24 protein-coding genes, 1 tRNA gene, 1 pseudogene and 1 riboswitch are annotated in these 25183 nt (G+C 64.7%); of the genes and pseudogenes, 10 read left to right on the forward strand and 16 right to left on the reverse strand.

Annotated elements, in window-relative coordinates:
* Positions 1–29 precede the first annotated feature (29 nt).
* Together X744_RS166890 and X744_RS166885 are read left to right on the forward strand one after the other, a co-directional pair.
* Positions 30–938: a PhzF family phenazine biosynthesis protein gene (locus X744_RS166890; RefSeq protein ID WP_023757115.1), complete on the forward strand. Its 909-nt coding sequence runs from the start codon at positions 30–32 to the stop codon at positions 936–938.
* A gap of 106 nt (positions 939–1044) precedes the next feature.
* Positions 1045–1120 (forward strand) — tRNA-Lys (locus X744_RS166885).
* Positions 1121–1236: 116 nt separating this feature from the next.
* On the opposite strand, the gene X744_RS166880 is transcribed toward X744_RS166885, so the two are convergent.
* The 8 genes from X744_RS166880 to X744_RS166845 form a co-directional block, all read right to left on the reverse strand.
* On the reverse strand, positions 1237–1524 hold the full coding sequence (locus tag X744_RS166880; protein ID WP_023757116.1) for a hypothetical protein: 288 nt from the start codon (positions 1522–1524) through the stop codon (positions 1237–1239).
* A gap of 63 nt (positions 1525–1587) precedes the next feature.
* Positions 1588–2598, reverse strand: a complete 1011-nt coding sequence (gene cobT, locus X744_RS166875) for a nicotinate-nucleotide--dimethylbenzimidazole phosphoribosyltransferase (protein WP_023757117.1) — start codon at positions 2596–2598, stop codon at positions 1588–1590.
* 39 nt (positions 2599–2637) lie between these two features.
* A complete protein-coding gene (locus X744_RS166870) occupies positions 2638–3414 on the reverse strand; it encodes an adenosylcobinamide-GDP ribazoletransferase (protein ID WP_023757118.1) in 777 nt (258 codons plus the stop codon).
* 3 nt (positions 3415–3417) lie between these two features.
* On the reverse strand, positions 3418–4731 hold the full coding sequence (locus X744_RS166865; RefSeq protein ID WP_023757119.1) for a cobyrinate a,c-diamide synthase: 1314 nt from the start codon (positions 4729–4731) through the stop codon (positions 3418–3420).
* Positions 4728–5546, reverse strand: a complete 819-nt coding sequence (gene cobA, locus X744_RS166860) for a uroporphyrinogen-III C-methyltransferase (RefSeq protein WP_023757120.1) — start codon at positions 5544–5546, stop codon at positions 4728–4730. The genes X744_RS166865 and cobA overlap by 4 nt, the downstream gene beginning before the upstream one ends.
* On the reverse strand, positions 5543–6307 hold the full coding sequence (gene cobM / locus X744_RS166855) for a precorrin-4 C(11)-methyltransferase (RefSeq protein WP_023757121.1): 765 nt from the start codon (positions 6305–6307) through the stop codon (positions 5543–5545). Before cobM ends, cobA begins: the two co-directional genes overlap by 4 nt.
* Positions 6304–6690: a cobalamin biosynthesis protein gene (locus X744_RS166850; protein WP_023757122.1), complete on the reverse strand. Its 387-nt coding sequence runs from the start codon at positions 6688–6690 to the stop codon at positions 6304–6306. Before X744_RS166850 ends, cobM begins: the two co-directional genes overlap by 4 nt.
* On the reverse strand, positions 6687–7928 hold the full coding sequence (locus tag X744_RS166845; protein ID WP_023757123.1) for a bifunctional cobalt-precorrin-7 (C(5))-methyltransferase/cobalt-precorrin-6B (C(15))-methyltransferase: 1242 nt from the start codon (positions 7926–7928) through the stop codon (positions 6687–6689). Before X744_RS166845 ends, X744_RS166850 begins: the two co-directional genes overlap by 4 nt.
* A 1-nt stretch (position 7929) precedes the next feature.
* Between X744_RS166845 and X744_RS166840 the strand changes: the two genes are divergently transcribed.
* Complete coding sequence (locus tag X744_RS166840; protein WP_023757124.1) at positions 7930–8706, forward strand: cobalt-precorrin-6A reductase; 777 nt, start codon at positions 7930–7932, stop codon at positions 8704–8706.
* Here X744_RS166840 and X744_RS166835 read toward each other — a convergent pair.
* The 8 genes and pseudogenes from X744_RS166835 to X744_RS166800 form a co-directional block, all read right to left on the reverse strand.
* Positions 8670–9434 carry a precorrin-3B C(17)-methyltransferase gene (locus X744_RS166835; RefSeq protein WP_023757125.1) on the reverse strand — a complete coding sequence of 255 codons (765 nt, stop codon included), beginning with the start codon at positions 9432–9434 and terminating at the stop codon, positions 8670–8672. The genes X744_RS166840 and X744_RS166835 overlap by 37 nt on opposite strands.
* Positions 9431–10189 carry a precorrin-2 C(20)-methyltransferase gene (locus X744_RS166830; protein ID WP_023757126.1) on the reverse strand — a complete coding sequence of 253 codons (759 nt, stop codon included), beginning with the start codon at positions 10187–10189 and terminating at the stop codon, positions 9431–9433. Before X744_RS166830 ends, X744_RS166835 begins: the two co-directional genes overlap by 4 nt.
* Complete coding sequence (locus X744_RS166825) at positions 10186–10818, reverse strand: precorrin-8X methylmutase (RefSeq protein ID WP_023757127.1); 633 nt, start codon at positions 10816–10818, stop codon at positions 10186–10188. The genes X744_RS166830 and X744_RS166825 overlap by 4 nt, the downstream gene beginning before the upstream one ends.
* Positions 10793–12305, reverse strand: a pseudogene (gene cobG, locus X744_RS166820) (precorrin-3B synthase). Before cobG ends, X744_RS166825 begins: the two are co-directional and overlap by 26 nt.
* Complete coding sequence (locus X744_RS166815; RefSeq protein WP_023757129.1) at positions 12302–16051, reverse strand: cobaltochelatase subunit CobN; 3750 nt, start codon at positions 16049–16051, stop codon at positions 12302–12304. Before X744_RS166815 ends, cobG begins: the two are co-directional and overlap by 4 nt.
* Positions 16052–16069: 18 nt before the next feature.
* Positions 16070–17107, reverse strand: a complete 1038-nt coding sequence (gene cobW, locus X744_RS166810; protein WP_023757130.1) for a cobalamin biosynthesis protein CobW — start codon at positions 17105–17107, stop codon at positions 16070–16072.
* Entirely contained in the window at positions 17104–17538 is a 435-nt protein-coding gene (locus X744_RS166805; RefSeq protein WP_023757131.1) for a DUF1636 family protein, read from the reverse strand. The genes cobW and X744_RS166805 overlap by 4 nt, the downstream gene beginning before the upstream one ends.
* 38 nt (positions 17539–17576) lie before the next feature.
* Positions 17577–17782, reverse strand: a riboswitch (cobalamin riboswitch).
* Positions 17783–17810: 28 nt separating this feature from the next.
* Positions 17811–19010 (reverse strand): winged helix-turn-helix domain-containing protein, encoded by a 1200-nt coding sequence (locus tag X744_RS166800; RefSeq protein ID WP_023757132.1) that lies wholly within the window; start codon positions 19008–19010, stop codon positions 17811–17813.
* A 318-nt stretch (positions 19011–19328) separates the two neighbouring features.
* Here X744_RS166800 and X744_RS166795 point away from each other — a divergent pair, with 318 nt between their 5' ends.
* Genes X744_RS166795 through nuoF form a run of 7 tightly spaced genes read left to right on the forward strand, consistent with a single transcriptional unit; the run spans position 19329 to position 25128 of the window.
* Positions 19329–19694, forward strand: coding sequence for an NADH-quinone oxidoreductase subunit A (locus tag X744_RS166795; protein WP_010910112.1), 366 nt, complete (start codon positions 19329–19331; stop codon positions 19692–19694).
* Positions 19685–20266, forward strand: a complete 582-nt coding sequence (locus tag X744_RS166790) for an NADH-quinone oxidoreductase subunit B (RefSeq protein WP_023757133.1) — start codon at positions 19685–19687, stop codon at positions 20264–20266. The genes X744_RS166795 and X744_RS166790 overlap by 10 nt, the downstream gene beginning before the upstream one ends.
* Before the next feature lie 4 nt (positions 20267–20270).
* Positions 20271–20873, forward strand: coding sequence for an NADH-quinone oxidoreductase subunit C (locus X744_RS166785; RefSeq protein ID WP_023757134.1), 603 nt, complete (start codon positions 20271–20273; stop codon positions 20871–20873).
* Positions 20874–20894: 21 nt separating this feature from the next.
* The gene (locus X744_RS166780) at positions 20895–21284 is read left to right on the forward strand and encodes a four helix bundle protein (protein WP_031259544.1); all 390 of its coding nucleotides are present in this window, start codon (positions 20895–20897) and stop codon (positions 21282–21284) included.
* Positions 21285–21332: 48 nt separating this feature from the next.
* Positions 21333–22523: an NADH-quinone oxidoreductase subunit D gene (locus tag X744_RS166775; protein WP_023757136.1), complete on the forward strand. Its 1191-nt coding sequence runs from the start codon at positions 21333–21335 to the stop codon at positions 22521–22523.
* Positions 22524–23813 carry an NADH-quinone oxidoreductase subunit E gene (locus tag X744_RS166770; RefSeq protein WP_023757137.1) on the forward strand — a complete coding sequence of 430 codons (1290 nt, stop codon included), beginning with the start codon at positions 22524–22526 and terminating at the stop codon, positions 23811–23813.
* A gap of 10 nt (positions 23814–23823) precedes the next feature.
* Complete coding sequence (gene nuoF, locus X744_RS166765) at positions 23824–25128, forward strand: NADH-quinone oxidoreductase subunit NuoF (RefSeq protein WP_023757138.1); 1305 nt, start codon at positions 23824–23826, stop codon at positions 25126–25128.
* Positions 25129–25183 lie beyond the last annotated feature (55 nt).

Genomic DNA, 25183 nt, shown 5'->3' on the forward strand with positions numbered 1-25183 from the left:
ATTTCGCCCATGTTTGGATTGAGGCAGGAATGAAAACCCGGAATTACTTGCTTTACGATGTGTTTACGACGGAGCGACTGGCCGGCAATCCTTTGGCCGTCGTGCTGGACAGCAAGGGATTGGACACGGCCGCGATGCAGGCAATCGCCCGCGAATTCAACCTGTCGGAATCGGTTTTCGTGCTGCCGCCGAACAATCCCAAGCATAAAAACCGTATCCGTATCTTCACGCCCGACTATGAAATGCCGTTCGCTGGCCACCCAACAGTGGGTTCGGCGATAGCGCTGGCCGAACTGGCGGAAGAGGGCGGCGCTGGCATCTTCGTGCTGGAGGAAAACATCGGCCCGGTGCGTTGTGCAGTCAGCAAGCATGATGGAGCGACGTTTGCCGAGTTCGATCTGGCGAAGCTGCCGGAGCCGCTGAAGCTGGAGGCCGATCCGGAGGCTATCGGTGCGGCCCTTGGCCTGACGCCGCACGAAATCGGCTTCGAGAATCATCGCGTCGCGTTCTGGTCGGCGGGCGTGCCTTACGTCACCATTCCGGTTGCCAATCTCGAGGCGGCGGGGCGAATCCGGCTGGACAACCAGGCCTGGTCGGAACTGGCGCCGCGCAAGAGCGATTGGGCCTTCGCCAGCCCGTATGTCTATTGCCGCGAGACGGTGAACCACGAAAGCGCCTTCCATGTGCGCATGATCGTGCCCGGCACGCCATCGTATGAAGATCCGGCGACGGGTTCGGCGGCAGCGGCTTTTGCCGGCGCCATCATGCATTTCGACGCGCCGACCGACGGCATTTGGCAGCTGTGGATCGAGCAGGGGCTGGAGATGGGCAGGCCATCGCGAATTCGCCTCGAATTGAACGTGGAAGGCGGAAAACTGGCCTCCGCACGCATCGGCGGCAATGCCGTGAAGGTGGCGGAGGGCAAGCTGTTCGTTTGATCGCGATGGGCTGAAAGCGATTTGTCGGGAAATGACTCCGGCAGGGCTGGACATGACCGATGGTGGCGGCTATATGCCCGCCAACGCCGGTTTTTGCCGGCCGAGTGGGTGCGTAGCTCAGTTGGTAGAGCAGCTGACTCTTAATCAGCGGGTCCACAGTTCAATCCTGTGCGCACCCACCAAATTCTTCGAAAAATTGGTGGAAAGACCCTGAAAGCGAGACGCGTTTGACCGTGTCTCGGGCCAATGGTCTGGCCCCGATATTTAACCAGCAATGGTGGGCCTCAAGCGATCTGATCTAACCGCGTCGAGAAATGCGGCTCAGAAACCTGCCGAATCGAAATGCAATACTTTCTTTCGCGCTTGCAGTTTCGTTGACATCAGCTCCACCTTCCCCGCCTGAGAAATCGCTGATGAGCCACCAGAAGAAGACCAGGAAGACAACGAAAATGCCGGTATCGATCGGGCCATGACTTGAATAGCTGCTGTGACGGAGTACAGCGGCGACCGCCCCGGCGATAAACACTGCAGCTGCGGCAGGATGAAGTTTCTTCATCCGCAAGATATATTTGAGAATCCCGGCCATTGGAAGACGCCGGCGACACTACTGTTCCCTTGGCTTGTATGCCTTGAGCAGGGAAATCGACGATTACTTCTCCGAAACACCCGCCTCGGCAAAGCTCGCCATATGGGTATGGCACTCCAGCGCTGAACGGACGATGTTGACGGCCAGACACGCGCCGGAGCCTTCGCCGAGCCGCATGCCAAGGTCGAGCAGCGGCGGCAGGCCGAGCGCTTCGAGCAGGCCACGATGGCCCGATTCAGCCGAAACGTGCGCGGCGATCGTGTGGGCGAGCCCGGTCGGATGCAGCTTTGCCAGTGGGGCCGCGGCGGCGGTGCAGACGAAGCCGTCGAGCAGCACGGGTATGCCCAGATGGCGGGCGGCCAGCGTGGCGCCGAAAATGGCGGCGAGTTCGCGTCCGCCAAGATTGGCTGCGACGTTTAGTGGGTCGGAAAGAGAATCGGCGTGGCGCTTCAGGCCGGTTTCGATGGCGACCACCTTGCGCCTCAGGCCGGCGTCGTCGACGCCGGTACCGCGCCCGGTCCATTTTTCAGCACCACTGCCGAACAGCGCGGCTGAAATGGCGGCGGCCGGCGTGGTGTTGCCGATGCCCATTTCGCCGAAGCAGACGAGGTCGAGGTCTTTGGTCATCGCGTCGTAGCCGGCCGACACGGCGGCGAGGAAGGCTTTCTCATCCATCGCCGGCATTTGAGTGAAGTCGCCGGTCGGCTGGTCGAGATCGAGCGGAATGACGTCGAGTTCGGCGCCAGCCATGCGGGCGAGCTGGTTGATGGCGGCACCGCCACCGGCGAAGTTCGCCACCATCTGCACGGTGACCTCGGAAGGATAGGCCGACACGCCTTGCGCGGTGACGCCATGGTTGCCGGCGAAGACGAAAACCTTGACGCGATCGAGTTTTGGCATGTCGCGGCTCTGCCAGCGCGCCAGCCATGCAGCGATCGTCTCCAGCCGGCCGAGGCTGCCTTGCGGCTTGGTCAGGGTGTCCTGGCGGCGCGCAACGGCATTGGCCGCGGCGTCGCTGCCAGCCGGCAGCTCGAGGCAAGCGGCGCGCAGTCCATCGAGTGATTTGAAGGGCATGGGGGCAAAGTCTCCAAAAGAGAATCAGGTCAAAGGGAATCAGGAAAGGGCTACTGAAGCGACGAGAAGCACCGCGATTTCGCTCGCCTGCTGCAAGCCACCGATCGTGTCGCCGGTCTGGCCACCGATCTGGTTGAGGCAAAGGGCGCAGAACGCGGCAAACAAAAGGCCGAGCAGGATGAGCGCAAAAACGGCGCCTCCCAGCCCGAGCAGGAGCAGCGGGATCGCACCGACCACGGCGCCGGCCATGGCGGCTTCCCGCGAGACGGCGCCGGCGTCGGCCGACAGGCCATCGGCCCGGGCCGGCGGCAAGAAATGCATGAAGGCGCCGAGCAGACCGCGCGAGGCCGCGTGTGCGGCCACGAGGGCGAAGAGCGCCTGTGTGGGGTCGACGAGTTGCGAAAGGACGCTCCAGCGGATCAGCAGCGACAGAGCCAGCGCCGCAGCACCATAGGCGCCGATGCGGCTGTCGCGCATGATCTCGAGTTTTTTGCCGCGCGACTTGCCGCCGCCAAAGCCGTCGGCAACATCGGACAGCCCGTCCTCATGCAGGCAGCCGGTGGTGAGCAGGGTAGCCGCAAGGGCAAGGGCGGCCGCCGGAGCTATGGCAAGGCCAAACCGTTCCGCCGTGGCAAAGACGATGGCGCCGATCAGGCCGACGACGAGGCCGGTGACCGGTGCGGCCCAGATCGCTGCGGCAAGGCTGCGGCCGCGAAAATCGAACACGGGCAGCGGCAGACGGGTGAAGAAGACCAGGCAAAGCGCGATGTCGTCGAGGACCTGCCGAGGCGACAGACTGATGTTTCGGAGCCTCATGCTCTAGCCCTTCGCTATGGCGTGGAAGAAGGTACCGCTGACATGGCCCCGCCGATAGCCCGAGGCGCCGATCGGATTGCCCTGGCCGTCGGCAAGGTCGGCCAACGGCTCGTCATTACCGATGGCGGTCATTTGCGCATAGTGGAATTCGTGGCCGCGGATCAGCGCGCCAGCTGAGCCCAGCGGACAATCGGCACGCAACCGGGCCTCGCGGTAGCCGAGGTTCATCTTGCGCTTGGCAAAGCTGGTGGAATGGCCGAGCAGGCCAAGCATCGCATGCGTTTCGCCGGAGGCGGCCTCGAGCGCTTCGCCAAGCACCATGAAGCCGCCGCACTCGCCATGGATGGGCTTCGTCGCGGCGAATCTTGCCATTCCGGCGCGGAAATTTGCGGCGGCTACGAGCCGGCCGGCGTGAAGCTCGGGATAGCCGCCGGGCAGCCAGCAGACGTCGCAATCTTCATCGGGTGCCTCGTCGGCGAGCGGAGAGAACGGGACGATTTCGGCACCCGACTTGCGCCAGTAGGCGGCGACATGCGGATAGAGGAAGGTGAAGGCGGCATCTTCGGCCAGCGCAATGCGTTGACCGGGCGGTGCCAGCGCGTCGGCGAAGCCGCCGGGCGCCGGGGTAAGGGGTGTCGCCAGGGCCATAATGGCGTCGAGGTCGAGCGATTTTTCCGCCATGTCGGCAAGCCGGTCGAGATGTGCCATCAGGTCGTCATATTCACCGGCCTGCACAAGACCGAGATGGCGCTCAGGCAGGTTGAGGGTCGGATCGCGCAGGATAGCGCCGACGACCGGCAGGCCGATCGCCTCGATGGCATCGCCGGACAGCCGGCGGTGCCGCTCGCTGCCCAGCCGGTTGAGCACGACGCCGGCCATGCGCACGTCCGCATCATAGGTGGCAAAGCCCTTGGCGACGGCGGCCGCGGTGGTCGACTGGCCGGACACATCGAGCACCAGCAGCACCGGCAGGCCGTAGAGCCGCGCCAGGTCGGCTGCCGAACCGCTGCGCCCCTGCGAAGCCGGAATGCCGTCGAACAGTCCCATGGCGCTTTCGAGGATGACGAAATCGGTGTCGTCGGCTGCCTGCGCTGCCAATGCGTTGAGCAGCGACGGCGGCATCGCCCAGCTGTCGAGATTGACGCCGGAAAGCCCGGTGGCTGCGGTGTGGAAGCCTGGGTCGATATAGTCGGGACCGGATTTGGCGCCCCGCACCTTCAGCCCGCGCCGGGTGAGCGCGCGCAGGATGCCGATGGTGACGCTGGTCTTGCCAGAGCCCGAGCGCGGCGCGCCGATGATGATGGCGCGAGCCGTCATGCGTTCCCCGCCAGTGCCGCGCGCATGGCGACGATGCCGCCGACGACGATCAGCGCCGGCGAGGCAAGGCCGGCGGCAGCGGCTTCCTCGGCAATGGTGGCCAGCGTGGCGACGACCGTCCGCTCCTGCGGTGTCGTTGCGGCGACGATCACCGCCGCCGGCGTCGACGGCGCCAGCCCGCCATCGAGCAGCGCCGCGGCGATCAGCGGCAGATTGGCCATGCCCATATAGACGACGACAGGCTGGCCGGTGCGGGCGATTGCCGCCCAGTCGAGATCGTCATCGGTGCCGGCGGCATGGCCGGTGGCCAGGATCACGGCCTTGTTGATGCCGCGCATGGTGGCCGGGATGCCGGTGGCGGCCAGCGCGCTGAGCCCCGAGGTCAGGCCGGGCAGGACGCGAAACGGGATAGCTTCCCGCGCGAGCGCCAGAGCCTCTTCGCCGCCACGGCCGAAAATATAGGGATCGCCGCCCTTCAGCCTGACGACGCGACGGCCAGCGCGCGCCAGCCGCACCAAGAGGGCGGTGATGTCGTCCTGTTTCATCGACGGCTTGCCGCCGCGCTTGCCGGCAAAGAAAAGCTCGGCATTTTCGGCAACGGCGACGACATCTGGTGAGACCAGCGCGTCGTAGACCAGGGCATCCGCCTCGGCCAACGCCGCCAGCACTTCCAGCGTCAGGCAGCCAGGGTCGCCGGGACCGGCCCCGGCCAGCCAGACATGGCCTGGCTCGAGCCGGCGCGGTTTGAAATTCAGCCGCGACAAGGCTTTTTCGAGCGTGGCATTCTCGCCGGTATCTTTGGTGCTGCCGCTCACAATCCGTCCCGCCCGCGAAAACGCCGCTGATAGTGCGCGTCGTACAATGAACTTTCGCCAAAACCTTCCGCTGCCAGCGAACGGCCGACGAAGATGATTGCCGTACGCTCCATTGGGTCGGCGGCGAGCTGCGCTTCGATGGTCGCCAGCGTGGCGGTCAGCACGCGTTCGTCCGGCCAGGAGGCGCGGAAGACGATCGCTACCGGGCAGTCGCCGCCATAATGCGGCGTCAGCTCCGCGACGACGCGGTCGATGGCGTGGATAGCCAGATGAATGGCGAGCGTGGCGCCGGTGCGGCCGAAGCCCGCCAGCGTCTCGCCGGGCGGCATTTTTGAGGCGCGGCCGGAGACGCGAGTCAGCACCAGGCTTTGCGCAACTTCGGGAATGGTCAGTTCGCGGCGAAGTGCTGCGGCAGCGGCGGCGAAGGAGGGGACGCCCGGTGTCAGCGTGTAGGGGATGCCATGCTTTTCCAGCCGGCGGATCTGCTCGGCAACGGCGCTCCACACCGACAGGTCGCCGGAATGCAGGCGGGCGACATCATGGCCGGTATTATGGGCGTCCAGAAATGCGGCCTCGATCTCATCAAGCGACATCGGCGCGGTGTCGATCAGTTTTGTCCCCGGCGCGCAGTGCTGCAAAAGCTCGGGCGCCACGATTGAACCGGCATGGAGGCAGACCGGGCATCTGGCCAGAAGCCTTGCGCCACGCAGTGTGATGAGGTCGGCGGCGCCCGGGCCGGCACCGATGAAATGAACGGTCATGGCGCGTCTCCGCTGATGGCGATGGCGCAAGTGACCGGGCCGAGCACCGTGCGGGGGCCAAGCAGTCTGGCGCCTTTGCCGGCGACGGCAAGGGCGGATGCCTCGGAAACCGATGGCGTGCCGGCCAGATCCTGCGAGAGGTCGGAATGGCTGAGCGTTTCCGGCGAGGCGGCCTGGAGCGCTGAGTCATCGACGACGATGACTGGAAGACGCAGCGCGCGGCCAGCGGCAGGGATGGCTTCTTCATCCTTCTTCAGCGTGGCAGTCGCCAGCGCCGAAAGAGCCGTCATCGCCAGCCCATGCGCTTCCAGGGCGGTTTCTATCGCGGCAAGCACGTCCTCGACGCGTACACCTTTTCGGCTGCCGATGCCCGCGACCATCATGGCTTCACCCAACTCCATTGGGTGACCGGCATGGCCGGCCGCCATGCCTGCATCGATCCGACGGGCGAAGCGCGGGATATGGCGATCCGGGTAAGGTCGCCGCCGAGCTTTGTATGCTGGGCAAGAAGCAGGGCTTCCATCTCCAGCGTCACCGCATTGGCAACGAGGCGGCCGCCGGCGCGCAAGGCCTTGATGGCGGCGTTCAAGACGCCGGTGTCGCTGCCGCCACCGCCGATGAAGATCGCGTCAGGTGTCTCCAGCCTGGCAAGCGCCTTGGGCGCGCTGCCTTCCACCACGACAAGGCCGGGAACGCCACAGGCGGTCGCGTTGCGGCCGATGCGGGCGGCGCGGATCGGGTCGGCCTCGATGGCGATGGCGCGCATCGAGGGGTGGGCCAGCATCCATTCGATGCCGATGGAACCGGAGCCGGCGCCGATGTCCCACAGCAATTCGCTACGCCTCGGCGCCAGAGCCGACAGGGTGACGGCACGGATTTCGCGCTTGGTGATCTGGCCGTCATGGTCGAACAGATGATCGGCAAGGCCTGATGTGAGCGGCAGCACGCGCGCTTGCGGGCTAGGATCAATCTCGATAGCCAGCACGTTGAGTGGATTGATGTTTTCGAGGTCGAAGGCGTCGGCGCGGGCCGTGCGCCAATTCTCGTTTGGCCCGCCCAGCGCCTCCAGGACAGTCAGCGGCGAGGCACCGAAGTCGAGTTCGGTGAGCAGGCGAGCGATTGCCGCAGGGGCTTCGGCATCCGAGGTCAGCGCCAGGATGCGGGCGTCCGGCTGCAGCAGCGGCCGGATCAGGTCGATCGGTCGGCCATGCAGCGACACGGTCTCGATGTCCTGCAGCGCCCAGCCAAGCCTGGCGGCCGCCAGTGAAACGGCCGACGGGGCGGGAATGACATGCATCTCTTGGGGCTTGACCTTGCGGGCGAGGGTGGCGCCGACGCCGTGGAAGAAGGGGTCGCCGGAGGCGAGCACGCAGACGTTTTTGCCGGCAAGCGCCAGCACGTCGGCCATCTCGGCATCGAATGGAACCGGCCAGGGGCGCGCTTCGCCCTTGGCGAAGGATGCGACCAACGCCAGGTGCCGCTTGCCGCCGAAGATGATCTCCGCCTGCGCAATCCGCTGCTTGGCCTCGTCGCCGAGACCCGCTAAACCGTCCTCGCCGATACCGACGATGGTGAGCCATCGTGAGTTGACCCTGGCACCGTGCGGACGCTCAGCAGGCATGATGACCCACCGTATTCTGATCCTCGGCGGCACCGCTGAAGCCCGGCAACTGGCCGGAAAACTGGCGGCGCGTGCCTCGGTCACGCTGTCGCTGGCTGGCCGTACCGAGAGCCCTGTCGAACAGGGCGTGCCGGTGCGAACCGGAGGCTTTGGCGGTGCCGATGGATTGGCCGCCTATCTCAGGGAGATGCGCGTCGACCTGATGATCGACGCCACGCATCCTTATGCGGCGCAGATCTCCGCCAATGCCGCGCAAGCCGCACGCGCGTCCGGCGTGCCGATCCTTGCCCTGCGACGCCCTGGCTGGGAGCCTGTCGAAGGCGACCGTTGGACGCTGGTCGATACGTTTGGCGATGCCGCGCAGGCGCTTGGGCCGTTGCCGCGCCGTGTCTTCCTTGCGCTCGGCCGGCAAGAGGTTGCGGTTTTCGAAGCCGCGCCCCAGCACCACTATCTCATTCGCAGTGTCGATCCGGTCGAGCCCACGTTGGCCGTGCCTGATGCCGAATATCTGTTGGCCCGTGGCCCGTTTCGCGAGCCCGATGAGCGCGCGCTGCTCGAAAAGCATCGCATCGAAGTCGTCGTGTCCAAGAACAGCGGCGGCGCGGCCACATACGGCAAGATCGCTGCGGCGCGGGCGCTTGGCCTCGACGTGGTCATGGTCCGACGGCCTGATCTGCCGGATGTCCCTTCGGCTGAAACCGTCGAAGCGCTGACCGCCATTGTTGATCAATTTGGGGTCGATCATTTTGTCGAGCCCGCTGCCGAACGCGGCGTGTAGACCAGCGCCGGCTTCTCCGCGCGCCTGATGATCCGGGTTTCCGGCGAACCGATGATGATGCAGGTCGCCATGTCGGCCTTTTCAGCTTCGACATCGGCCAGCAGGTAGACCTCGATACGCTCGTCCGGGCGGCCGGCGGCGCGGCCGAAAATCACTGGCGTGGTGCCGGGCAGGATCGCGGTCAGGCATTCAAAGGCGCGGCCGAGCTGCCAGGGCCGCGCCTTGCTGATCGGGTTGTAGAGCGCGATGACGAAGCCGGCACCGGCCGCCGCCAGCAGGCGCAGCTCGATCAGCTCCCACGGCTTCAGATTGTCGGACAGCGAGATGGCACAGAAATCATGGCCGAGCGGGGCGCCGATACGGGCGGCAACCGCGAGCATGGCGGTGATGCCGGGCACGACGGCGACATCGACCGCGCGCCATTCGGCCGGGCCAGCCTCGATCGCCTCGCAGACGGCCGCCGCCATGGCGAACACACCGGGATCGCCGCCGGAGACGACCGCAACATCGTGGCCCTCGGCGGCTTTGACCAATGCATCCTTGGAGCGGGCGAGCTCCTCGCGATTGTCGGAAGCGACGCGGGTCTGATCCGAGCGCAGTTCCAGCCGGTCGAGATAGGGTTTGTAGCCGTAAAAGAATTTGGCCTCGGCGACAGCGCGGCTGGCTTCCGGCGTGACCTGATCGGCATTGCCGGGGCCAAGGCCGATGACGGTGAGACGGCCACTCATGCTTTGCCTCCCAGGGCGCCGGGGCGGCCGGACCAGCCGGCGACCAGCACGATGGCGAAGTAGGGCGCCTTGTCATCCTGCTTGTCGGCAAGCTTCATGGACACACTGCCAGCCATGGTGCCGCGCTCCACGTAGACGGCGCGCGTCAGCTTGCCGGTAGCTTCCAGAGCCCGCCTGATCTTGGGCAGGTTGCGGCCGACCTTCATGATGACGGCGGCATCTGTGTCGGCCAGCCGGCGTGTCAGCTCGAACTCGCTCATCGTGCCCGGCAGAACCGTCAGCACATCATCGCCCTGGACGATCGGGACACCAGTCTGCGACCAGCAGCCGGACATGGCGGTGACGCCAGGAATGACCTCGGTTGGAAAGCGATGGGCGAGCCGCACATGCAGATGCATGTATGAGCCGTAGAAAAGTGGGTCGCCCTCTGACAGCACGGCAACCATCCTGCCTGCCTGAAGGTGTTCGGCGACCTTCTCGGCCGAGTCCTCGTAGAATGCCGTGATCTGCGACCGATAGTCGTCGTGATCCTTGTCGATCTCTATGGTGACGGGATAGAGCAGCGGCAATTCCGTCATCTCGGGCCGGAACTGCGCTTCGACGATGGCGCGTGCGTTGCTGTTGTTGCCGCGCTTGGCGAAGTACGCCACGACATCCGCCTCGGCCAAGACCCGCGCGGCCTTTAGCGTCAGCAGCTCAGGGTCGCCGGGACCGGTGCCGACGCCAACGAGACGACCTTTTGGGAGTGCGTTCACAGGCCCGGCCTCGCCAACGCATTGACCGCCGCGGCGGTCACGGCGCTGCCGCCGAGCCTGCCGCGAACAATGGCGTATGGCACGCCATAGGAATTCTCGGCCAAAGCATCCTTGGATTCGGCCGCACCAACGAAGCCGACCGGCATGCCGATGATGGCCGCCGGCTTCGGCGCGCCGTCGCGCAGTTTTTCCAGCAAATAGAACAGCGCGGTCGGCGCATTGCCGATGGCGACCACTGACCCCGCCATGCGCTCGCCCCACAGGTCGATCGCGGCGGCGGAACGGGTGTTGCCGATCGCTTTGGCGATGTCGGGCGTGCGCGGGTCACGCAAGGTGCAGATCACCTCGTTGCCGGCCGGCAACCGGGCGCGGGTAACGCCATGCGAGACCATTTCCGCGTCGCAGAAAATCTGCGCGCCCGCCGCCAAAGCGGCGCGCGCGGCGGCAACGAAATCCGTGGAGAACACAAAACGACCTGATGCTTCGACCTGGCCGCAGGCATGGATCATGCGGACGGCGACATCGGCCTCGGCTTCGGAGAAGCGCGACAGATCAGCCTCGGCGCGGATGATCGCGAAGGAGCGCTCGTATATCGCCGTGCCGTCATGGATATAGTCGTAGGCGGCCATGCTCATTCCTGTTGGTAAGTTCGGGCCTGTCGGTAAGCCTCGGCGATAGCGGCCGGCCCGAGCCTTGTCAGGCAAGCAGCGGCGGTCTCGCCTTGATATCGTGCGCTGCGGATCATTGCCGCGACGCGGCTGATGCCGCGCGCGGCGTCATAGCCCGGCCTGTAGCCGGCAGGAAGAGCCTTTGCCGTCGCGTTCACGACAAGTCCGGCTCCGTTTTCGCCGCCGACCAGAGTGAGGGCTGCCTTGCCTGCGTGGGCGCAGCCCTTGGCGCAGCCTGAAATATGCAGTGTGAAGTCGAGAATGTCGGCGTTTTCGGCGGCGATCGTCTCGGCGATGTCGCGCGTGGCGATCCGGCCGGAGGCGCAGGCCGGCGTGCCAGGACAAGCGGCAATGCGGGTGCGCGGGTCGGCGGGGGAAGTAACGAAGCCGAGGGTGGCGGCGGTGTCTTGGAGGGGCTGGCTGGCGGCTGTTGGTTGGCCGAGGAGAAGCAGGGCGCGGCCGGGGGCGAGGCGGATTTCGGTTGTGCCGAGGGTGAGGGCGTTTTGGGCAAGGGTGATGATCTTGTCGGCTGGCATGCTGCCGTAGGGGAGGCCGATGCCGAGGGCGATGGCGTGGCTTAAGTTGAAGAAGCCAATTGGCCGGCGAGAGTGCTCTACGGCGCCCCCCTCTGTCCTGCCGGACATCTCCCCCTCAAGGGGGGAGATCGCGCTCCCGTCTTTGCTTTCGCCAATCACCAATGTTGAACTGCGGGCGCGGACAGCGAAGCTGCTAATCTCCCCCCTTGAGGGGGAGATGTCCGGCAGGACAGAGGGGGGCGCCATAGAATGCCAACCTGCGAGAGAAGCCAACTGCCTCTCCGACAAATCCCTCGCGCGCGCCTCGCGGCCTTTCTCGGCAACCATCCTGAGCACGGCAACAGCAATATCGTGTGCCGTATCATCTTCCACCGCGACAAGCCGCTTCGCATTCTGCCCATCGCCCGCGACAGACACCTGCCAGCGAACTCCCGCATCGGTCCGCATCGCAACAAGCCTGACGTCGGCCGTCACCGCATTCAGCGTCAGTTGTCCGCCGCCATCCACGACAACCGAAATCTTCGGGCCGAGCCGTTGCGTCAGCCCGGCCTCTTCGACCGCTGCCCTGATCCGTTGCGCCAATGGCAGGGGATCGGCGATCTCCTGAGGATCGATGCCGGCCAACGGCCCGGTCTCGACCGGCACGCCGGTGCGCACCGCGATTCCCAGCGCATCGACCTCCGCCGCCAGCACGGTTGCGCTTTCCGCCGTCAGGCCGCGTATCTGCAGGCTGCCGCGCGCGGTAACTTCCATGATGCCATTGCCAAGCCGCAATGCGGATTCGGCCAGTCCGATCAAAAACTTCGGCGACAATCCTCCCGCGACCGGGTTGAGCCGCACCAACAAGCCGTCGCCGGTCTGCATAGGTGCCGACAGAGCTGGGCAGGCGCCACGACGTGAGAAGGCGTTCATGCCGCCACCCCAAGCGCTTCCGCCTCGGCAATCAGGGCCGTGAGATCGTCGTCTATGGAATTGCGCAAGGGATGCCAGAGGCCACGCCGGCGCGCCGACAGCAAGCGCTCGGCGATGACTTTTGCGGCGGCGGGGTTCTCGCGCAGGATGAAAGCGCGGACGGCTGGATCGCCGACATACGCATCATGAACGGCCTCGATCAGCGTTCCCGATATGGCATGAGTGGTTTCGGCGAAGCCGACCAGCCGGTCGACGGTCTCGGCGAATTCGGAGGCGCCACGCGGGCCGTGGCGCATCTGGCCCGATATGAAGCGCGGATTGACGGCGCGGGCGCGCACGACGCGGGCCACCGCCTCGCCAACCGAGCGCGGCTTCGGTTTTTGCGGGTCCGTGGTGTCGAGCACGATGACGTCGGCGTTCCTGCCCAACGTTGCGAGGGCTGCCGAAAAGCCGCCGATGAAGGCGACATCGGCGGAGCCTTCGAGAATGTCGCGGCCTGGATCGTCGCCGGTGTGGACGAGAAGATCCGCTTCGGCGATGCGACCCTCGAAGGCGCCAGGGGCCGAGATGCCTTCGCCCTCGGCGCCGCCATAGGCATGCGAGGTCGCGTCGAGATAGGCGCGGCCGACCTCTTCGCGCACTCCCCAATCGCCGGAGGACAAAAGATCCTCGACGCCGGCGCCATAGGTGCCGGGCGAGGTGCCGAAAATGCGTGGGCTGACCTTGCCATCGGCGCGGGTCCTCGCCGCGAGCGGGTTTTCCGAATCCTCCTCGTCACGCGCGGCAACGGCGTTGGCGGCGGCATCGATCAGTGCGATCTGGGTCGGGAACATGTCGCGAAACAGGCCTGATATGCGCCAGGTGACGTCGACACGTGGGCGGCCAAGCGTGGCCGGCGGCAGCACTTCGATGCCGGTGATACGGCCGGTCGCAGGGTCCCATTGCGGCCGGCAGCCCATCAGCGCCAGCCCTTGCGCGATCTCCTCGCCGCCGGTGCGCAGCGAAGCCGAGCCCCAGAGATCGATGACCAGCGAGCGCGGCCAGTCGCCATGCGATTGCATGTAACCGCGTACTACCTCCTCCGCTGCCGCTCGGCCCAGATCATAGGCGGTCGGCGTCGGCATGGTGCGCGGGTCCGACGTGAACAGGTTGCGGCCGGTGGGCAAGACGTCCGAGCGTCCCCGCGCGGGCGCGCCGGCCGGACCGGCCTTGACGTGGCGGCCATCGAGCGCCGCTAGCAATGCCGCCTTCTCCGCGTCAGCACTTTGGCGGCGCATGGCGTCGGGCTCGTCCTCGGGGGCGCGGCCGTAGATGTGCAGCCCGTCCTTGATGGCGAAATCCTTGAGGTCGCAGAGCCAGGCGTCAATGCGGCGCAGCGCTTCGTCGGGCGCGTCGGTCGTTGCGACGCCGGCTTCGGAGGCGAGGCCGGTCTTCTGCGCGGCGTCGACGATCAGCTTGGCCAGGCGGTCACGGCGGCGGCGGTCGAGCCCGTCGGCCTGGGCATATTCGTCGACCAACCGCTCGAGCTTATGTTGATTCTCGTCCAGCCCGGCACCGGTCAGTGGCGGCGGCAGATGGCCAAGGGTGACGGCGGCAATGCGCCGCTTGGCCTGTGCCGCTTCGCCGGGGTTGGAGACGATGAACGGATAGATGACGGGCAAGGGACCGGTGACGATCTCGGGAAAGCAGTTTTCCGACAGGGCAACCGTCTTGCCCGGCAGCCATTCCAGCGTGCCATGCGCGCCGACATGGACCAGCGCATGAACGCCGAGCGATTTGCGCAGCCACAAGCCGAAGGCGATCAGAGCATGGCGCGGCGGGAGCGTCGGGTCGTGATAGTCGGCGCGGCGGTCGGTCGAGCGGCCACGGTCGGGGGCGAGTGCCACGGTAATGTTGCCGAAGGTGGCGGCACGGAAGGGGAATTTGGCGAAGGTAGGCGCCTGAGCACCCCCCTCTGTCCTGCCGGACATCTCCCCCGCAAGGGGGGAGATTGACCTGTCATCTGCGCTTTCGCTAATCTCAAACGTTGGAGGAGAGGTGCAGGCGACGGCACTGCCAATCTCCCCCCTTGCGGGGGAGATGTCCGGCAGGACAGAGGGGGGTGCCTCACACCAACCTGTCTCGCCTTCTGCCTTCCCCCAAGCCGCCTCCATGGCAGCGACAGCCGCAGCCGGCAGGCTCTTGGAGAAGTCCAGATAATCCTCCAGCCCCAGCCCATCTTTGCTACCTTCAAGAAGCCCTAGCAACCCACGCGGCGTCTCCGGAATTCCGTCAACTCCATAGCCCTGTTCTTTGAGGTCATGCAGCATCGCCAACACGCTGGACGGCACGTCGAGGCCGACGGCGTAGCCGGTGCGGCCGGGGGCGCTCGGATAATCCGGGATCAGGACGGCGAGCTTGCGCCCGGCGCGTGGCGTCTGCTGCAGGCGGATGAAGGCCGCGACGCGGTCCGCGACTTGCGCCACACGATCCGCTTCAGGCCGGTTGGCGAAGGCGCGATGGCCAAGCGCGGGATCGATCTCGCTTTCGCCCTTGAAGGAAATGGCGCCGGCGAGGATGCGGCCGTCGAGCTCGGGCAGCACGACATGCATGGCAAGGTCGGCGGGGGCGAGGCCGCGCTGGTTGTTCTGCCAGATGTCGCGTCGGGTGGTGGCGACGATGACCTGGAAGACGGGCACGCCGGCGCGGTCGAACAGGGTTTCGATGCCGGGCTCCGCGCCGGACGCGAAAGCGGTAGCGGTGATGAGGGCGGCGGGTTTTAGTGCGGGGAGCGCGGTTTCCACGAACGCCAGGGATGCCGGATCCTTGAGGCTGGAGACGAAGATGGGGACCGGGGCGATGCCGCGCTGGCGGAGCGCCTCAAACAGGGCGTCGATGGGCGCGACATCGGCGGCCAGCAGCATCGAACGGTAGAACAAGATAGGCACGACTGGGGCGTTGACGTTGTCAACGTCGAGTTCCGTCACACCCCCCTCTGTCCTGCCGGACATCTCCCCCGCAAGGGGGGAGATTGCTTTGTCATCGATGATTTCGCCAATTGTCGAGGTTGTAGATGCCTCAGTTTCCAATGAAGCGAGAGAAGCGCCGGCTTTGATGAAGTCCGATCTCCCCCCTTGCGGGGGAGATGTCCGGCAGGACAGAGGGGGGTGTGAAGGAACGCCAACATTCGATGCGTCCGGCTTCTCCACAACTCCGCGTGCGGGCTCGTAAAACCCAGCCTTCGGGACCGCGACCGGCTCGACGACAGGCTCATCCTGCCCAGCCAGCCGCGCCAACCTTCGCACCAACGCGCTCATATTCGCCGGGCCGCCCTCGCGAAAATAATCGAGCAAGCCGTCGAGTTCCTCGCGCGGCAGCGTCGAGGCTTCGATCAGGCGCAGATCCTCGTCGCGGCATTCGCCTGGCAGCAGCGCCAGCTTTATTCCGCGGTCGCGGGCAGCCGAGGCAAGCTGGTCGCAGCCGTAGCGCCACCAGTCGTAGCCGCCGAGGATGCGGACGAGGATGATCTTGGCGTGACGGGCGACGCTGTCGACCCAGAGGTCGACGGACATGGGATGGCGCAAGTCGCGCAGAGCCGCCAGCCGCATCGAGGGCAGGCGGTCGGCGTCAGCCTTCCACGCTGCCGCCAGTCCGGCGAGGTCGCTGTCGGTGAAGGACAGGGCCACGATATCCGCCGGGGCCTGCCGCAGATCGACCGGCTCGGCGAGGTCGTCGAGCGAGGCGGATGTCGTGGTTAGGATGTGCATCGCAACCTGTGTCCGAAATCAGCCGGCGAGTATACGCTCGATAGCCGGGCGGTTCAGCCCCTTGAGGCCGATCACGACGAGGCGCGAGCGGCGGTCGTCCTGCGCCGTCCAGGCGCGGTCATAGTAGTGGTTGACGCGCGGCCCGACGGCCTGCAGCAGCAGCCGCATCGGCTTGCCGCCGACCTCGACGAAGCCTTTCACACGCAGCACGTTCTCTTCCTCGGCAGCCGTGGCGACGCGTTTCGCCAATTCGTCCGGATTGGCGATCGAGGCAATGTCGACGGTGAACGTATCGAAGTCGTCATGCTCATGGTCGAAGGCGCCGTCGTGATGGGACTTGCGGTTCTCGATATCGTCCTCGACCGCGAGACCGAGGCCGAGCAGCACGGAGGGATCCACCTTGCCATGCGACGTCGGCACGATCTTCACCGCGCGGGCGGAGTGTTCGTTGATGATGGCGTTGGCGCGGGCGGTGCCGGTGGCGTCCATCAGGTCGCTTTTCGACAGGATGATCAGGTCGGCGCAAGCGATCTGGTCCTCGAACACTTCCTCGACCGGGTCGTCGTGGTCGAGCGTCTCGTCCTGGGCGCGCTGCGCCTGGAGTGCCTCCATGTCGTTGGCGACGCGTCCCTCGGCCAATGCCGGCCCGTCGACCACGGCGATGACGCCATCAACGGTCACGCGGCTTTTCACGCTCGGCCACTGGAAAGCCTGGACCAGCGGCTTGGGCAAAGCGAGGCCGGAAGTCTCGATCAGGATGTGGTCGACCTTCGGAGTCAGCGCGAGGATCTGGTCGAGCGCCGGCACGAAATCGTCGGCGACGGTGCAGCAGATGCAGCCATTGGCCAGTTCGACGATGTTTTCCTCGGGGCAGGTGTCGATGCCGCAGCCCTTCAGGATCTCGCCGTCGATGCCGATGTCGCCGAACTCGTTGACGATGATGGCAATACGCTTGCCGCCGGCGTTTTCCAGGAGATGGCGGACCAGCGTCGTCTTGCCGGCGCCGAGAAAGCCGGTGACGACGGTGCAGGGGACGCGGGAGACGGAAGCGGTCATTTCAGGTCCTTCAACAGGTCGAGGGGAGGGATGCGGGCAACAAGGCCGCGCTTCAGGCTATCGGGGCGGCCGCGCCATGGGATCAGGCCGTCCGTCGAAGTGGCGAAGAGTTTGGCTCCAGTGACCAGATCGGCGCCGCTGGTTGGTGTCAGGTCGCCGAAGACATAGCTCCAGCAGCCGTCGCGCAGGATGGCGGCGCTGAGCCGCCGCTTGCAATTGCCGAGGCATTCAACGCTGCTGATGCGAATGTTGTCGCCCGTCGCGGCGCGGCGCGTGTCGTCCGCCAGCAGTTCGCCGGCGCGGGGATGGGCGTCGGAGCCGGTTTCATCGCGGCAGGAGGCGCAGACGATCACGGTGACGCCAGCCAAGGCATCATCATGGCCGGACGAAACATCCGCTGTGCCAGCCGAAAAACTGCTGTCGTGGTCCAAAGATCGTGCTCCTTGCCCGGAAACCCGCCGGACGATCGGATTCTATAGTCGCAGACGGCAGGTCTCCTGGCTCGCGGGTCATCGCCTTGGGTAGCCGCCTTCCCGGGATCACCCCAGTGGCTTTCGGCCTTGGCTCTTCGCTTACAGTTGCGGGGACAGCCGCGGATTTGGGATTTCGTCCCGCACCGCATTCCCTCTTAGCTCCTCCCTTTGAAGAGAGGAGACCGTCTGGACCGGATTTAGGCTTTTGCAGGCGGCGGTGTCAACGCGGCTTACGACACGGCGATGGCGGCCAGCGCCGGACCCAAGTCACCGGCGGGCGTCACTTCCATGCGCTCAAGGCCAAGCCAGCCCTGCATCTGCTTCAATTCCTCGAAGAGCTGAGCAGCGGTTTCAGGCGGCGCGCCGGGCTCGGCATAGGCCGCATGGACGCGCAGGGCACTGGCCGGCCGGTCGGCCTTGAGGTCGACGCGCGCGACGATCCTGTCGCCGAGCAGGAACGGCAGGACATAATAGCCGTATTGCCGCTTGTCGGCCGGCGTGTAGATTTCGATGCGGTAGTGGAAATCGAACAGCCGCTCCGTGCGCGAGCGTTCGAAGACGACCGGATCGAACGGTGCCAACAGGGCGCGGGCCTCGATCTTGCGCGGCAGACGGGCATCCTTGTGAAGATAGGCCGGCTTGTCCCAGCCTTCGACGCGCACCGGCAGCAATTCGCCTGTTTCAACCAATTCCTCCAGCCGGCCTTTCATGTCGGCCGGCGAGAGGCGGAAATAGTCGCGCAAATCGCCTGATGTCGCGATGCCGTGGGCGCGGGCCGAAATGCGCAGCAATTCGCGGTGCGCGTCCTCGGCGGCCGGAACCGGAAGATCGAGGATCGCCTGCGGCAGCACACGCTCCGGCAGGTCATAGAAGCGTTCGAAACCGCGACGGTGCGCCGTGGTGATGCGTCCGGCCCAGAACAGCCATTCGAAGGCATGCTTGGCATGGCTCCAGCCCCACCAGCCGCCCGAGCCCTTCTGGCCCTCGAGCGCGGAGGCGGCCGTCGGGCCGCGCTCGACGACCTGGTGGTAGATCTCTTCGACATAGGCGGCGTGCTCGCGACCCCATTTGGCGAGGCCCAGATACATTTCGTCGCCGCGCTCGGCCCGTTGCATGCGCCAGCGCATCAGCGGGTATGTCTCGACCGGCAGGAAAGAGGCCTCATGCGCCCAATATTCGAAGACCGTGCGCTTGCGCGTCATGGCCGCATTGTCGAGCAAGGCGAGAGGGTAAGGGCCAAGGCGCGAATAGAGCGGCATATAATGAGCGCGCACCACCGCGCTGACGGAATCGATCTGCAGCAGACCGGTTCGAGCCAGCACGCGGGCAAAATGGCGGCGGTCGGGCGTAGCTGTTGGGCGGGGATCGAGAAAACCTTGGGCTGCAAGCGCGATGCGCCGGGCCATGGGGAGCGAGATCTTTTCCTTCATGCAGGCGTCACTCTGAGGGCGATGATGGGTGATTCCGGACAATGCTAGCAGGGTTTTGGCGGCAACCATGTCAGGAGAGAAAAGTGGAGTAAAAGGCGAAGGAAATCAAACAGGAGCGGATCGGACCAGTTTGCCGCGATAAGCCGTCCAGGTCAGTGTTTTGAACAAGGTTTGACTTGCTTCGCTGGAAGTGCTGCGCTAACCCTCGCCGCGTTGCAGCATAGGCCCTTAAAACGGTTCAGCGGTTAAACTGTCACGCTTCCGCATTAGGGTCCGGTGCTGTAATCAACGTGGATTGGCGCCAACGGAAAGCCGAGCATGAACGCACTCTTGAGCTCATACCTGCCCATCGTCCTGTTCATCGGCGTGGCGCTGGTTGTCGGCCTGGCGCTGCTGGCCGCACCCTTCCTGGTGGCTTACCGCAACCCCGATCCCGAAAAGCTTTCCGCCTACGAGTGCGGTTTCAACTCGTTCGACGACGCCCGCATGAAGTTCGACATCCGATTCTACCTGGTGTCGATCCTGTTCATCATCTTCGACCTGGAAGTGGCCTTCCTTTTTCCGTGGGCGGTGTCGTTCTCGAAGATCGGAATGCTCGGCTTCTGGTCGATGATGGTGTTTCTGGCGGTGCTGACCATCGGCTTTGCGTATGAATGGAAAAAAGGAGCGCTGGAATGGGATTGAACGACAGTTCAGGCACCCTCGTCGCGCCGAAGCCTAAAGGTATCCTCGATCCCAATACCGGCCGGCCGGTAGGGGGAGACGATCCCTTCTTCCTCGAGATCAACAACGAACTGGCCGACAAGGGCTTTCTCGTTACGTCGACAGAGGCGCTGATCACCTGGGCGCGCAGCGGTTCGCTGATGTTCATGACCTTTGGTCTTGCCTGCTGCGCGGTCGAGATGATCCACACCTCGATGCCGCGCTATGACTCGGAGCGGTTCGGCGTCGCGCCGCGCGCGTCTCCGCGCCAGTCCGACATCATGATCGTCGCCGGCACGCTGACCAACAAGATGGCGCCGGCGTTGCGCAAGGTCTACGACCAGATGCCGGAGCCGCGCTACGTCATCTCGATGGGCTCATGCGCCAATGGCGGCGGCTACTACCACTATTCCTATTCGGTGGTGCGCGGCTGCGACCGCATCGTGCCGGTCGACATCTATGTGCCCGGCTGCCCGCCGAGCGCCGAAGCGCTGCTTTACGGCATTCTTCTGCTGCAGAAGAAGATCCGCCGCACCGGCACGATCGAACGGTAAATCCATGACCGCATCCCTGAGCGAACTGTCGACCTATCTCGGCGAGAAGCTGATCGACCGCGTGAATGACGCTGATATCGCCTATGGCGAGCTTACCATTCGCGTCGAGCCGCGCGATCTGGTCGAGGTCATGACCTTCCTGCGCGACGATGCGCGCTGCCAGTTCATCTCGATCATCGACATCTGCGGTGCGGACTATCCGTCACGCGCCAAGCGCTTCGACGTCGTCTATCATCTCCTGTCGCCGAAGCAGAATGTGCGCATCCGCGTCAAGGTGCAGGCCGACGAGGAAACCATGGTGCCGTCGATCACCGGCGTGTTCCCCGGTGCCGACTGGTTCGAGCGCGAGACCTACGATCTCTACGGCGTGCTGTTCTCCGGCCATCCCGATCTGCGGCGCCTGTTGACCGACTACGGCTTCGAAGGCCATCCGCTGCGCAAGGATTTCCCGCTGACCGGTTTCGTCGAGGTGCGTTACGACGACGAGGCCAAGCGGGTCATCTACGAGCCTGTGGAACTGAAGCAGGAATTCAGGAACTTTGACTTTTTGAGCCCGTGGGAGGGAACGGATTACGTTCTTCCCGGGGACGAAAAAGCGAAACAGTGAATGGCGAATAGTGAATGGTGAATGGACAAGACGCCGGAAACTATACGCGACTATCGCGATCTCATCGTCTGGCAAGAGGCGATGGATATCGCCGAGGAAATCTATGTTTTGACGCGCGCGTTTCCGCGCGAGGAATTGTATGGGATCACCTCCCAGATGCGACGATGCGCGGTCTCAATCCCGGCAAATATCGCGGAGGGGTTTGGTCGCGCGCAGCGGCGAACGTTCATTCAGTTTCTTCGCATCGCACAAGGCTCGTTGAAGGAATTGGAGACACATACCATGCTGTGCATACGGATCGGGTTGTTGTCCCAGGAGCAGGCGGCGAAGCTGGAACCGAATTACACAAAACTCGGCAAGAGGCTGGTTTCGTTCGTCCGGTCGCTGGACCAGGATGGCGCACGCGCATGACCATTCACCATTCACCATTCACCATTCACTCATCGCCAAGGGCGATCCATGGCTGAAACCTCCGTCCGCAATTTCAACATCAATTTCGGCCCGCAACATCCTGCGGCGCATGGTGTTTTGCGCCTCGTGCTGGAACTCGACGGCGAAGTCGTCGACCGCGTCGATCCGCATATCGGGCTGCTGCACCGCGGCACGGAAAAGCTGATCGAGGCCAAGACCTATCTGCAGGCGATCCCCTATCTGGACCGGCTCGACTATTGCGCGCCGATGAACCAGGAGCACGCTTTCGCGCTGGCCGCTGAGCGCCTGCTCGGCATCGACGTGCCGAAGCGCGGGCAGCTGATTCGCGTGCTCTACTGCGAAATCGGCCGCATCATGTCGCACATCCTCAATGTGACGACGCAGGCGATGGACGTCGGTGCGCTGACTCCGCCGCTGTGGGGCTTCGTCGAGCGCGAAAAGCTGATGGTATTCTATGAGCGCGCCTCCGGTTCGCGCATGCACGCCGCCTATTTCCGTCCTGGCGGCGTCCATCAGGACCTGCCGCAGAATCTGGTCGAGGATATCGGCAAGTGGATTGACCCGTTCCTGAAGTCGATCGACGACCTCGATCAGTTGCTGACCGGCAATCGCATCTTCAAACAGCGCAATGTCGATATCGGCATCGTAACGCTGGCCGATGCCTGGGCCTGGGGTTTTTCCGGAGTCATGGTGCGCGGCTCGGGCGCTCCTTGGGATCTGCGCAAGTCGCAACCCTATGAATGCTATTCGGAAATGGATTTCGACATTCCGATCGGCAAGAACGGCGACTGCTTCGACCGTTACCTCGTGCGCATGGAAGAAATGCGCCAGTCTGCAAAAATCATGCGCCAGTGCGTCGATCTCTTGCTGGGCAAGGAAAGCACCGGTCCAGTGTCGAACCTCGACGGCAAGGTGGTGCCGCCCAAGCGTCAGGCGATGAAGCGCTCGATGGAAGCGCTGATCCACCACTTCAAGCTCTACACCGAGGGTTATCGCGTGCCGGCCGGCGAGGTCTATGCGGCGGTCGAGGCGCCGAAGGGTGAATTCGGCGTCTATCTGATCTCCGATGGCTCCAACAAGCCCTACCGCTGCAAGCTGCGCGCGCCCGGCTTCGCGCATCTGCAGGCCATGGATTTCCTCTGTCGCGGCCACATGCTGGCCGACGTCACCGCCGTTCTTGGCTCCCTCGACATCGTGTTTGGTGAGGTCGATCGCTAAATGTCAGTCCGCCGTCTCGCAGAAGCCAGCGTCCAGCCAGCATCCTTCGCCTTCAACCGCGCGAATGCGGCCGCGGCGAAGCAATGGATCAAGAAGTACCCGAAGGGCCGCGAACCGTCGGCCATCATCCCGCTTCTGATGCTGGCGCAGGAGCAGGAAGGCTGGGTGACGAAGGCGGCGATCGAGACGATCTCCGACATGCTCGGCATGCCCCGTATCCGTGGCCTCGAGGTGGCGACCTTCTACACCCAATATCAGTTGAACCCGGTCGGCACGCGCGCGCATATCCAGGTCTGCGGCACCACGCCCTGCATGTTGCGCGGCTCGGAAGCGCTGATGGATGTCTGCCGGTCAAAGATCCATCACGACCAGTTCCACACCAACGACAAGGGCACCTTGTCGTGGGAAGAGGTCGAATGCCTCGGCGCCTGCGTCAACGCGCCGATGGTCATGGTGTTCAAGGATACTTTCGAAGACCTCACCCCCGAACGGCTGGCCGAGATCATCGACCTCTATGATGCGGGCAAGGGCGCCTCGGTAACGCCGGGGCCGCAGAACGGCCGCACGGGCTCGGAGCCGGCCTCCGGCCTCACCAGCCTGAAGAGCGAAAAGGCGATTCTCAAGTCGACCCGCGATAGGGAGGCCAGGGAGGCGGCCAAGGCCGCCAAGGCGGCGCCTGATGCGATCATCGCCACGGTCGCGCCAGTAGCAGCTGACGCTCCGGTTGCGCCGTCGAAGGCCAGCAAGCCGAAAACCGATGCGCCGGAAACCAGCCCGGCGCTGAAATCGCCTTCGCCGGTCAAAGTGGCGCCGGCCGTTGAAAAGGCGGCGAGCGTTTCGGCACCGTTGCATTCGGCCGCCAATGCCAACAAGGCGGACCCCGAGGTCGAGCAGGTTTCCAAGCAGCGCAGCGGCCCGAAGAACAAAGCCGAGCCGGCGACCGCCTTCAAAGCACCGGAAGTCAAAGTGCCGGCGGCGAAAGCCGCCAAGCCTTCCAAGCCGTCGCTGGAGGACAAGAACCGTCCAGCCGGCATCGACAGGCCGGCACTGGTCGACGACCTCAAGCTGATCTCGGGCGTCGGGCCGAAGATCGAAGGCATCCTGCATTCCCTTGGCATTTTCACTTTCGCGCAGATCGCATCGTGGAAGAAGGTCGAGCGTGAGTGGGTGGACGGCTATCTCTCCTTCCAAGGCCGCATCGAGCGTGACGACTGGGTCAAGCAGGCCAAGGCGCTCGCCAAGGGCGGCGTCGCCGAATACATCCGCGTCTTCGGCAAGAAGCCGGTCTGAGGGACGAAAAATGCTTCAGGACAAAGATCGCATCTTCACCAACATCTACGGCCTGTTCGACAAGTCGCTGGCTGGCGCGCAGGCGCGCGGTGCCTGGGACAACACGCCGGGCATCGTCGCGAAGGGACGCGACTGGATCGTCAACGAGATGAAGGCGTCGGGCCTGCGCGGCCGCGGCGGCGCAGGCTTTCCGACGGGCCTCAAATGGTCGTTCATGCCCAAGCAGAGCGACGGCCGGCCGAGCTATCTCGTCATCAATGCCGACGAGTCCGAGCCCGGCACCTGCAAGGACCGCGACATCCTGCGCAATGACCCGCACACGCTAGTCGAGGGGGCCCTGCTCGCCGGTTTCGCGATGGGCGCGATTGCCGCCTACATCTACGTGCGCGGCGAGTTCATTCGTGAACGAGAGGCGCTGCAGCGCGCCATCGACGAGGCCTATGAGGCCAAGCTGATCGGCAAGAACAACACCTCCGGCTACGATTTCGAAATCTACATGCACCACGGCGCCGGCGCCTATATCTGCGGCGAGGAGACAGCACTCCTCGAAAGCCTCGAAGGCAAGAAGGGCCAGCCCAGGCTGAAGCCCCCATTCCCGGCCAATGTCGGCCTTTATGGTTGTCCGACCACGGTCAACAATGTCGAATCGATCGCCGTTGCGCCAACCATCCTGCGCCGCGGTGCGGCGTGGTTCTCGTCCTTCGGCCGGCCCAACAATGTCGGCACCAAGCTGTTCTGCATCTCCGGCCACGTCAACAATCCGTGCACGGTCGAAGAGGCGATGTCGATCCCGTTCCGCGAGCTGATCGAGACGCATTGCGGCGGCATCCGCGGCGGCTGGGACAATCTTTTGGCGGTCATTCCCGGTGGTGCATCAGTGCCGCTGGTGCCGGCCGAGCAGATCATAGATACGCCGATGGATTTCGACGCATTGCGCGACCTCAAGTCCGGCCTCGGTACGGCGGCTGTCATCGTCATGGACAAGTCGACCGATATCGTGAAGGCGATCGCTCGGCTTTCCTACTTCTACAAGCACGAGAGCTGCGGCCAGTGCACGCCGTGCCGCGAAGGCACGGGCTGGATGTGGCGGGTGATGGAGCGCCTTGTGCGCGGCGAGGCGCAGAAGCGCGAGATCGACATGCTGCTCGACGTCACCAAGCAGGTCGAGGGTCACACGATCTGCGCGCTGGGCGATGCGGCGGCATGGCCGATCCAGGGCCTGATGCGGCATTTCCGCGGCGAGGTGGAGCGGCGCATCGACGAGTTTTCGCGCAACGCGCACCGGGCCGAGCCGGTGATGGTGGCGGCGGAATAGAAGAATTTTTTGAATGCGGGCGAGAGCCCGAAGCGAAATACGGGCAAGTGCCTGA

This window comes from Mesorhizobium sp. LNHC252B00 (genome assembly GCF_000502955.1).
In the GTDB taxonomy this organism is placed as follows: domain Bacteria; phylum Pseudomonadota; class Alphaproteobacteria; order Rhizobiales; family Rhizobiaceae; genus Mesorhizobium.